Source organism: Nocardia sp. NPDC059764 (genome assembly GCF_042732555.1).
Classification (GTDB): Bacteria; Actinomycetota; Actinomycetes; order Mycobacteriales; family Mycobacteriaceae; genus Nocardia.
This window is the reverse complement of the sequence record NZ_JBHWHH010000026.1, coordinates 46,295-56,230: the sequence shown is the minus strand read 5'-3', so window position 1 is coordinate 56,230 and position 9,936 is coordinate 46,295. Positions and strand designations below refer to the sequence as shown.

At 70.6% G+C, this 9,936-nt stretch carries 8 protein-coding genes; 3 read left to right on the top strand and 5 right to left on the bottom strand.

The window, feature by feature from the left end:
• Window positions 1–279: 279 nt before the first annotated feature.
• The 5 genes from ACFV4K_RS08190 to ACFV4K_RS08170 all read right to left on the bottom strand — a co-directional run bounded on the left by ACFV4K_RS08190 (window position 280) and on the right by ACFV4K_RS08170 (window position 5,516).
• The gene (locus tag ACFV4K_RS08190; RefSeq protein ID WP_379273065.1) at window positions 280–822 is read right to left on the bottom strand and encodes a hypothetical protein; all 543 of its coding nucleotides are present in this window, start codon (window positions 820–822) and stop codon (window positions 280–282) included.
• 72 nt (window positions 823–894) lie between these two features.
• Entirely contained in the window at window positions 895–1,266 is a 372-nt protein-coding gene (locus ACFV4K_RS08185) for a nuclear transport factor 2 family protein (RefSeq protein WP_357090235.1), read from the bottom strand.
• 102 nt (window positions 1,267–1,368) lie between these two features.
• On the bottom strand, window positions 1,369–2,181 hold the full coding sequence (gene fdhD / locus ACFV4K_RS08180; protein ID WP_379273063.1) for a formate dehydrogenase accessory sulfurtransferase FdhD: 813 nt from the start codon (window positions 2,179–2,181) through the stop codon (window positions 1,369–1,371).
• Between the two features lie 13 nt (window positions 2,182–2,194).
• Window positions 2,195–4,498, bottom strand: coding sequence for an FdhF/YdeP family oxidoreductase (locus tag ACFV4K_RS08175; RefSeq protein ID WP_379273061.1), 2,304 nt, complete (start codon window positions 4,496–4,498; stop codon window positions 2,195–2,197).
• Between the two features lie 658 nt (window positions 4,499–5,156).
• Entirely contained in the window at window positions 5,157–5,516 is a 360-nt protein-coding gene (locus tag ACFV4K_RS08170; RefSeq protein ID WP_379273059.1) for a hypothetical protein, read from the bottom strand.
• Window positions 5,517–5,571: 55 nt separating this feature from the next.
• Here ACFV4K_RS08170 and ACFV4K_RS08165 point away from each other — a divergent pair, with 55 nt between their 5' ends.
• From ACFV4K_RS08165 to ACFV4K_RS08155, 3 genes are read left to right on the top strand one after another with little or no spacing between them, the layout of a single operon-like run.
• Entirely contained in the window at window positions 5,572–6,045 is a 474-nt protein-coding gene (locus tag ACFV4K_RS08165; RefSeq protein ID WP_379273058.1) for a hypothetical protein, read from the top strand.
• The gene (locus tag ACFV4K_RS08160; protein WP_379273056.1) at window positions 6,042–7,682 is read left to right on the top strand and encodes a hypothetical protein; all 1,641 of its coding nucleotides are present in this window, start codon (window positions 6,042–6,044) and stop codon (window positions 7,680–7,682) included. The genes ACFV4K_RS08165 and ACFV4K_RS08160 overlap by 4 nt, the downstream gene beginning before the upstream one ends.
• Complete coding sequence (locus ACFV4K_RS08155; protein ID WP_379273054.1) at window positions 7,679–9,844, top strand: protein kinase; 2,166 nt, start codon at window positions 7,679–7,681, stop codon at window positions 9,842–9,844. The genes ACFV4K_RS08160 and ACFV4K_RS08155 overlap by 4 nt, the downstream gene beginning before the upstream one ends.
• Window positions 9,845–9,936 lie beyond the last annotated feature (92 nt).

Sequence of the window (9,936 nt, the reverse complement as noted above, 5' to 3'; positions counted from 1 at the left end):
GCCGCTGTGGTTCGGTCGGCGGAGAAGTCGTCGTAGGTCGCTGCGCCGGGCGCTGACCAGCCGCCGTGCGCGAACCTGACCGACAGTTCGTTGGTGTTCTGCTGTGGGCTCCGTCCGTTTCCGGAAAGCCGTGGAGTCGGTGACGGTCGGGGTGAGCCGACTGTGCCCGTGTCGAGAATCGCCGTTGATCCTCCGTGGTTCGCCGTTGAACCTTTACTCCGCTACTCCGAAAATCGGTGCGTTCGGGTCACCTGTTACGACGACGCGACCACGGAGAACTCATCGCTGGTCGGTGTTGCCGCGGCGGGGGAATTTGAATGTGAAGGGGGCCGGTTCCGGGACCGGGAACCGCTCGCGCGGGGCGACCAGCAGGACCGCCAGGGCGAGCGCCGGGAGCAGCAGGGCCGCGAAGAGCGACAGGCCATAGCTGAGGCCGCTGAGCGCGTCCGGCCGGTGAAAGGCGTGGTACAGGAAATGCGGGAGGCCGAAGACCAGCCAGCCCAGTCCGGAGACCCGGGCGATGACGCTGTCACGGTAGTAGAGCGCGGCGGCGGAGACGGCGCCCAGCGCGAGGAAGAAGGCCCCCACGTCGGCGGCCAGGTGATGGTTGTAGGGTCCGTCGGCGCGCACCCAGCGCAGCCCGAATCCCGGATAGCTGTCGTAGAACGATTCCGGGGCGATCACCGCCCACAGTCCGGTGACCAGGCCGGTCGCGGTGAGCACCCCCAGCATGATGAGCAGGGCGATCCAGCGCCGCCGGTTGATCTCCAGCCGCATGCTGATCCGCACCCCGTCACCGGTGCCGCGCAACGAGATCCGCACAGGCCCTCCCACCCTCGCCGAATCACTGTGCTGTCACCGTAATTCGGGCGGGGGTGAGGGGCAAGCCTGTGGCTAGATCTGCTCCATCTTCAGGTCGTCCTGACCCCAGTAGGCGCGCATCTTGATGATCTTGCCTTCGTCGTTCAGCTCCATCACGTCGATGGGCGCCAGGGTCATGCGGTGCCCGTTGGACACGGTGACCAGGGTGAAGTGGGCCGCGACGTGGTTGCCGGCCACCTTGACGGTGTGCAGCTCGGTCTCGCGCTCGAGGTTCTCCAGCGCCTTGTACAGCTCGCCGATGGCCTCGTGGCCACGACGTTCGGGGCTGCCGATCGGGTCCTCGATCACGGCGTCCTCGGCGTACAGGTCGAGGATCGCCGAGGTCGGGCCGGTCGCGACCAGCTTCACGTACTGCTCCACGACATCCCGGGGCTGCGCTGCCATAGGGGTTCTCCCATCAGAATTGAAACGTGTTCTATTGCGGAGACTAGCAGCCGGAGCGGCGGAAAGAACCCCGCTGCCTCACCCTGTGGAACACCGCGGGCATCACAGTGCGATGCGGTCCTCGCCCGTGTAGACGTTCATGGTTTCACCACGCAGGAAACCGACCAGGGTCAGGCCGGAATCGGCGGCCAGATCCACCGCCAGCGAGCTGGGGGCCGACACCGCGCCCAGCACCGGAATGCCCGCCACGACGGCCTTCTGGACCAGCTCGAAAGAGGCGCGGCCACTCACCATGAGGATGAGATCGCGTGCGGGGAGCCGATTCTCGCGCAAGGCCCAGCCGACCAGCTTGTCCACCGCATTGTGCCGGCCGATGTCCTCGCGCACCGCCACGGCCTCGCCGTCCGCGGTGAACAGGCCCGCGCCGTGCAGGCCGCCGGTGGCGTCGAAAACCTGCTGGCGGGATCGGAGTTCGGCCGGGAGCTTGGCGAGGGTGTGCACATCGACGCGGGGCGCGCCCGCCGGGATCTCGTGGCGGATGCGGGTCCGGATCTCGTCCAGGGCCGTCTTCCCGCACAGGCCGCACGAGCTGTTGGTCAGGAACGGCCGGGGCTGGATCGGCACCGGATTCCGCAGCTGGATGTCGAGGACGTTGTAGGTGTTCTGCCCGTTCTCGTCGGTGCCCGCGCAGTAGCGGGCGCTGACGATGTCCTCGGCGGTGTCGATGACGCCCTCGGCGTAGAGGAAGCCGTGCACCAGATCGATGTCCGCGCCCGGGGTCCGCATGGTGACCGTCAGTGACTGCCCGCCGGTGCGGATCTCCAGGGGCTCCTCGACGGCCAGGGTGTCCGGCCGGGTGATGGTGCCGTTCGGGGAGATGCGCAACGTGCGGCGGCGTGCGGTGACTCGGCTCATGCGGGGCCCCGGTTCATGCGGTGACGTGGGTGTGCGGTTCGAAACGGATGGTGACGGCCTTGGAGACGGGCGTGTTGGAGCGTTTCGCCACGTGGTCCAGGGGGATCAGGGGGTTGGTCTCCGGATAGTAGGCGGCGGCATTGCCGCGCGGGGTCGGGTAGCCGACCAGCCGGAACCCGGCGACGCTGCGCTCGCTGCCGTCCTCGAACTCGGAGACGACGTCCACCAGGTCGCCCTCGGCGAATCCGAGCGCGGTGATGTCGGCGGGGTTGACCAGCACCACCCGGCGGCCGTTGTGGATGCCGCGGTAGCGGTCGTCGAGGCCGTAGATGGTGGTGTTGTACTGGTCGTGGCTGCGCAGGGTCTGCAGGATGAGGCGGTCCGCGGGGACGGGCAGCCAGTGCAGGTCGTTGACCGCGAAATTGGCCTTGCCGGTGGCGGTGCGGAACTCGCGGGCGTCGCGCGGCGGGTGCGGCAGCTGGAATCCGTTGCGGCCGCGCACTTTCGCGTTGTAGTCGGCGCAGCCGGGCACGACCTGCGCGATGGCGTCGCGGATCCGGTCGTAGTCGCGGCGGAACGCGCCCCACGGGACCTCGTGCTCGGGTCCGAACAGCTCCTGGGCGAGCTCGCACACGATGGCGACCTCGCTGCGCAGCTGATCGCTGACCGGGGTCAGGCGGCCGGTCGACAGGTGCACCATGGACATGGAGTCCTCGACCGAAACCTGTTGGCGCACACCGTCCTGGACGTCCTCATCGGTGCGGCCCAGCGTCGGCAGGATCAGCGCGGTGCGTCCGTGCACCACGTGGCTGCGGTTGAGTTTCGTCGAAACCTGCACGGTGAGAGCGCACGTGCGCAGCGCGGCCTCGGTGACCTCGGTGTCGGGGGTGGCGGAGACGAAATTGCCGCCCATGCCGAAGAACACCTTGCCGCGGCCGTCGCGCATGGCGCGGATGGCGTTCACGGTGTCGAAGCCGTGGGTGCGGGGGCTGGTGATGCCGAATTCGCGGTCCAGGGCGGCCAGGAAGGGTTCGGGCATCTTCTCCCAGATGCCCATGGTGCGGTCGCCCTGCACATTGGAGTGGCCGCGCACCGGGCACACGCCCGCGCCGGGCTTGCCGATCATGCCGCGCAGCAACAGGAGATTGGTGGCCTCCTCGATGGTGGCGACGCCGTGCACCTGCTGGGTCAGGCCCATGGCCCAGCAGATGATGGTCGACTTCGACTCGGCCAGCAGCGTCGCGGTGCGGTCGAGGTCGTCGCGCGTCAGCCCGGTGGCTTCGACGACCGTGTCGAGATCGACGGCGCGCATGTGCTTCTCGTAGTCGGCGAAGCCCGCGGTGTGCGCGTCCACGAAGGCGCGGTCCACCACGGTGCCGGGCGCGCGGTCCTCGGCGTCGAACAGCAGCTTGGCCAGGCCCTGGAACAGGGCCATATCGCCGCCCAGGCGGATCTGCAGGAAGTCGTCGGCGATGCTGATGCCGCCGGTGAAGCCCTTGACGGTCTGCGGGTCCTTGAAGCCGATGAGGCCGGTCTCGGGCAGCGGGTTGACCGCGATCACGGTCGCGCCGTGCGCCTTCGCCTCACCCAGCGCCGACAGCATGCGCGGGTGGTTGGTGCCCGGGTTCTGGCCGGCCACGATGATCAGGTCGGCCTTGGTGAAGTCATCGACGGTGACCGAGCCCTTGCCGATGCCGATCGAGCTGACCAGGGCGGTGCCCGAGGACTCGTGGCACATGTTCGAGCAGTCGGGCAGATTGTTGGTGCCGTAGGCGCGGACCAGCAGCTGGTAGAGGAAGGCGGTCTCGTTGGCGGTGCGGCCGGAAGTGTAGAAGACGGCCTCGTCGGGGGAGTCGAGGCCGCGCAGGGCGTCGGCGATCAGGCGGTAGGCGTCGTCCCAGGCGATGGGGGAGTAGTGGGTGCCGCCCTCGCGCAGCACCATCGGATGGGTGAGGCGGCCCTGTTGGCCGAGCCAGTAGCCGGATTTGCCGGCCAGGTCGTCGAGGGAGTGGGCGGCGAAGAATTCGGGGGTGACCGTGCGCAGGGTCGCCTCCTCGGCGACGGCTTTCGCGCCGTTCTCGCAGAACTCGGCGGGGCGACGCCGACCGGTCGGTTCCGGCCAGGCGCATCCCGGACAGTCGAAGCCGTGGCGCTGATTCACCCGGGTCAGCGTGCGCGCCGTGCGCACCACGCCCATCTCCTCGACGGCGCGCTCGAGTGCGACGGTGACCGCCTTGACTCCTGCGGCCTCGGTCTTCGGAGCGGTGACCTGGAGCGCGGACTCGTCGATATCGCTCACAGGCGCGGCTCGATGCATGGTGACGATTGTCCTCTCGGCGCGATGGAGCGTCCCAGTCGGTCATCGCCATCGTAGGGCGCGGTACCTGAGACCCAGCGGACCGGTCGGTCCCGAGTGTGAACAGGCGTGATCGCCACAGCGATAGACAGGGCGGCGGGGGCGCGGTTGGCCTTACCATCGAACAAGCGAGGTCACGCCGAATGAGTACTTCACTGAATTCCACTCGGCGTGCTGGTGGGGACCGGCACGCGAAACTGGCCCGCGCGGTGAGATTTTCACCCCGGACCTTACACCTTGTTCTCCTGCTCGCAGCGCTCCTGGCGCTCGGGCTCCCGGCCGGAATCGGTTGGGCCAACCCGGGAATCAGCGCCCCGGCGCCGATCACCACCACCGTCCCGCAGCCCGCACCCCAGGGCGGCCCGCCGGTGAAAGTCGCGCCTACCACGACGAATCCACCGAGATGCGCCGTCGCCGAGAACTGCGGCGGCGACACCAAGAAGCAGCAGTGCGGCCACAGCTGTGACGACACGGGCACCCGCGACGGCTGCGGCGCCGACTGCAACAAGCCCGTGTTATGCGATGACGGCACTTCGAAACCCGCGTCGGGCGTGTGCCCGTCGAAGAGAATCACGTACTGCTGGGACGGTTCGGTCCAGCCGCCGAGTGGCGAGTGCCCTCAACGCCCGACCTGCCCGGATGGTTCGCAGAAACCCGCGACCGGGGACTGCCCGACGAAGTGTCCGGACGGTTCGACGAAGCCCGCGGGCGGGGAGTGTCCGACCAGGTGCCCGGACGGTTCCTGGAAGCCCGCCGGTGGGTCGTGTCCGACACCCGAGAAATGTTCGGACGGCACGACCAAGCCCGCCGGGAGCACCTGCCCGCCACCGGTGACATGCAAAGACGGTTCGACCAAACCCCCGAATCGTGACTGTCCCACCACGAATCCTCCGATCACGTGCTCGGACGGATCGGTCAAACCGGCGAACGGCGATTGTCCGACCACCCAGCCACCGAGATGTCCCGACGGTTCGGTCAAGCCCCCGAACGGTCAATGCATCACCGGCGGCGGCAATCCGCCGCCCATCACCTCGGTGACGACCGCCGTACCGCCGCCGCCGTCCCCGACCACCACCGCACCGCCCCCGACGACCGACACCACACCGCCGACCACCGAGACCAAGCCGCCTGCGGCTCCGCAGGTTTCCGGACTGCAGCTCAATCCGCCCGCGGTCCCGCCCGGCGCGCCCGTGGTGGCCAGCGGCAGCGGGTGTGATCCCGGTGCGGCGGTGCGACTTTCGATCAGCGGAGCCGCCGCGGCCGACACCACCGCCGGCGCGGACGGCGGGTTCCAGGCCACGCTCACCACCGGGTGGACCGAGATCGGTCAGCACGAAGTGACCGCGGAGTGCGGCAGGAAACTGGCCGCGCCCCTGGACATCGTGCTGGTCAGTCAGGTCGGCGGCGGCGCGGCGACCATGACGGTGCTGGTGTTCTTCCTGCTCATCGGCGGCTGGTTCTACGGCCACCGGATGCTCTCCCATCTCCCCGCACGGAGGCCCCGATGAACGAACGCACCGCACCGCCGCTCACCGCGCGCGGTGCCCGAAGCACGCGGGGACCGGGCCGGGCGGTGTACGCCGGGCTGGCCGCGGTCCTATTCGCCCTCGCCGCATTGCTGTTCGCGGCCCCGCCCGCGAGCGCGGCGGTCGGGGTCAGCGCGACGGCCACGCTGGACGGGCGGGCCATCGGCGGCGCGGACGCCGGGAATCCGGTGCGCCTGGATCCCAAGAAGGTGTCCCTGGTCGTCGTCGAGGTGACCAACAAGTCGTCCGGTTCGGTGTCGATCCGGCGGGTCGACCTCGCCGGGCACGTGCTGGGACTGAACTTCTACTCCTACTCCACGACAGTCGAATTGACGGTGGGGGCGGGCAAGACCGAGAAACTCACCTACCGGCTGGATCCGGCCGGACTGGACGGGCAGGCGACCGGGCTGATCGGCTCGGACCTGACCCTCATCGGCCAGGACGGCAAGCCGTTGGCCGCCGTGCACACCGTCGTCGACGTGCGCGGGTCCCTGGCCTCGGTGTACGGACTGTTCGGGATCATCATCGCCGTCCTGACCGGACTCGCCATCGCCGACGCGGCCTTGACCGTTGCGCGCCACCGGCTCTCGGCCAACCGCTGGCAGCGCGGGCTGCGGCTGCTCGCACCCGGCATCGGCATCGGACTGATGATCGGGTTCACCGGGTCGGTGGCCCGGTGGTGGGTGCCGGGGACCGTGCTGTGGCTGTCACTGGCCGGGGTGCTGGCGGCCGTGTTCTTCCTGGCCGGGTACCTCTCGCCCACGCCACGGCAATCCGACGACCTCGGGCTGGATCCCGAAGATCTCGCCGCCGCACAGGAACTCGATGCCCGCGGCTTCCCCGCCGGGTCCGGCTCGCCCCTCGGTATCGGAGCGCCCGTCGGGATCGGTGCGTCGCAGGGCGGGGCGCCGCGCGGAATGGGTGTGCCGTTCGGCGGCGGGCAGCACGGGATGGGCGCACCCCAGGCGAGTGGCGCGCCGATGCCGTTCCCCGGCCCGCCCGAGCCGGAGCACCAGGCCGCGCCGGCGGGCCCGAATCCGCCCTACGGCGGCACGTTCCGCGACCTGAGGCCGGTCGGGCCGGGCGGCACCTATCCCGACCTCGATATCCGGCATCAGCCGTCCAGTGCGGCAACGGAATTCGTGCCCTACGGGCCCGCCGGGTCCGGCACGGCGGCGCAGCCCGGACCGGATGCGCCGCAGGGGCCGATGCGTGTCTTCCCGGGCGGCCCCGCCCCGGCGCCCACGCCCGATCCCGCCGCGTTCCAGAGCGGTGAGACGACCCGCATCTCGAAGTCCGGATTCGGCGGCGCGTACCCGGGCGGCGGGCCGCTGGCCTCCGCCATGCTGCCCGACACCGGCGAAAACGCCACCACCACGGCGCATTCCCCGCGGTCGGGTGGGCGGCCGGAGGTCGGAGCGGAGACGCTGCTGCCCTCGGGCGGGGCGCCCGCCCTCAGTGAGCCCGGTGGCGGGGCGGGCCCGGCCGGAACCGGTGAGCAGACTGTCGGGTATCCGGCGGGTGTGCAACGACCAGGCACGCCCGATCCCGACGACGAGCCGACGCTACGCAGTGACCCCGGCGGGCCCGGATTCCGGTCGGAGGGCACGGGGAGATGAGCGCGGGGAATCTCGGCGACGCCGATGTGGCGCGCGTGCGGGCCGCGCTGCCCGGGTACGAGATCGGCGGGCAGATCGGGCGCGGCGGATGCGGGGTGGTGCTCGCCGGGGTGCACCGCGGACTGCACCGGCGGGTCGCCATCAAACAGATCCCGCCGCACTTCGCCGACGATATGCAGGTGCGGCGGCGCTTCGTCGACGAGGCGCGGGTGATGGCGGCGCTCGACCACCCGCACGTGGTGCCGGTCTACGACTACATCGAACACGACGACCTGTGCCTGCTGGTCCTCGAATACCTGCCCGGCGGGACCGTCGAGAACCGGTTCATCACCGCGGGATTCGAGGCCACCGCCGCGGTCGCGGTCGCGCTGTCCTGCGCGGCCGGACTGGACGCCGCGCACCGCAGCGGCATCCTGCACCGCGACGTCAAACCCTCCAACCTGATGTTCGCCGTCAACGGGGCACTCAAACTCACCGATTTCGGCATCGCCAAGATCGTCGGCGGCGAGGACACCCTGGTCACCAAGGCGGGCGAGATCATCGGGACCCCCTCCTACATCGCCCCCGAACAGGTTCGCGGCCAAGGGCTCTCCCCGGCCACCGACGTCTACGCCCTGGCCACCATGCTCTACCAGCTCCTCTCCGGCGTCCTGCCCTTCCCGACCGGATCCGACGCGCTGGCCCTGCTCTTCGCCCACGCCTACTCCGACCCCGTCCCCCTCACCGAGGTCGCCCCCTTCGTCCCCCACCCCATCGCCGAGGCCGTCATGCGCGGCCTCGCCTCCGACCCGGCCGAACGCTACGACACCGCCGAAACCTTCGGCATCGCCATCGCCGAAACCGCCGCCCACTTCTGGGGCACGAATTGGCTCACCCCTGTGGGCATCCCGGTCATCGGCGCCGACACCATTGTCGCCGCGGCCACCGGCACCCCCCGCTCGGGCCCCGGCCCCCACACCCCACCCCCGATGCGCGGCCCCCAGGAACCGTTCACCCCGCAGCCCGGCCCCCGGATGCCCACCGGCCCGGGGATGCGAACCGGGCCGGGAACCATGCCACCGGGCACGCGCACCCGGGATGCCGGATCCGGTCCGATAACCCCTGGGCCGCAACCTGTCCGATCGCAGCGGCCGCCCGACGCCACTCGCGCGGCAACTCCCGCCGATCGACGCCTTGCGCCGACGATGCGGGCGGGGCAGGGCTCAGGACCCGCGCCCGGCGGGGCCCCTCCCTCAGGTCATGGTGGGCCGAGGCCCGGGGGACCGGTTCCCGGGCCGGGAGGTGGCGGAAGGAGGGACGAACGCGGGGCCGCGGGTCTCGGGTTCGGACCGACCCAGCCGATGGAGCGGGTTCGCCCCAGGGAGCCGATTCAGCACGGCGGGGTGCGGTTGGTGGAGGTGGCGCGGGCGGATCTGGTGGCGGTGCAGCAGGTGGTGACCTTGCCGTCGCCGCGGGTTCCGTTCCTGGTGGCGGGGCTGCTGGCGGTGGTGACCGGCGGGGCTGCGGTGCTCGGGGTCGGGGCCGTCGGGCGGGAGGCGCCGCCGGTGGGGATGGTGCGGATCGGCGGGGTCGATCCGGCCGCCGAGACGGTGGTGCTGGATCTATCCAAGCCGGTGCCGATCACGGTGTCGGGCGGGTCGGCCGATGGCGCGAAGCTGTCGGTGAATGTGCTCGGGCTGCGGGCCGGAGGCGAGGAGACGGCGCTGGCCGCAGGCGCGGGGGAGGTGGCCACGCCGGTGAACCGGTATGTCCTCGCCGGGCGGCTGACCGGGGAATTGTCATTGTCCCGCAATGGGTCCGAGACGGCCGCCTATCGGTTCGGGGTGCGGACACAACAGCCCGCGACCACCACGGCCACCGGTGTCGGGCTGGCGTTGCTGCTGTTGTTCGCGGCGGCCTACGCCGAATCGAACGCGCGGACGCTGCGGCGCGGGAGCGCCCGGTTCGTGTCGACCGTCGGGTTGGCAATCAGTATGGGACTGCTGGGGGTGGCGGCCGTCGGCGCGGCATGGGTGCTGCTCGGGCGGGAACCCACCCTGCTCGGCGTGATCGCCTGTGCCGCAGGCGGTGCGGTGACGGGGCTGGCGCTCGCGGCCGGGTGCAGACGGGTCGGGAAACGGTACCGCTACGTGCGGGTGCAGCGACTACGGGAGCGCGCCTGAAGATCGCGGGCCGCCGCGAACAGGTTCGGATGCGGGACACAGCGCCTCGACGGTAATGGTGAGCCCGGAAATCGGCGATATAGGCACGAGCG

Bases quoted from the DNA above. Each gene is read 5' to 3' on its own strand.
- ACFV4K_RS08175 (WP_379273061.1), bottom strand. From the start codon at position 4,498: ATGCATCGAGCCGCGCCTGTGAGCGATATCGACGAGTCCGCGCTCCAG.
- ACFV4K_RS08155 (WP_379273054.1), top strand. From the start codon at position 7,679: ATGAGCGCGGGGAATCTCGGCGACGCCGATGTGGCGCGCGTGCGGGCC.
- fdhD (WP_379273063.1), bottom strand. From the start codon at position 2,181: ATGAGCCGAGTCACCGCACGCCGCCGCACGTTGCGCATCTCCCCGAAC.
- ACFV4K_RS08160 (WP_379273056.1), top strand. From the start codon at position 6,042: ATGAACGAACGCACCGCACCGCCGCTCACCGCGCGCGGTGCCCGAAGC.
- ACFV4K_RS08185 (WP_357090235.1), bottom strand. From the start codon at position 1,266: ATGGCAGCGCAGCCCCGGGATGTCGTGGAGCAGTACGTGAAGCTGGTC.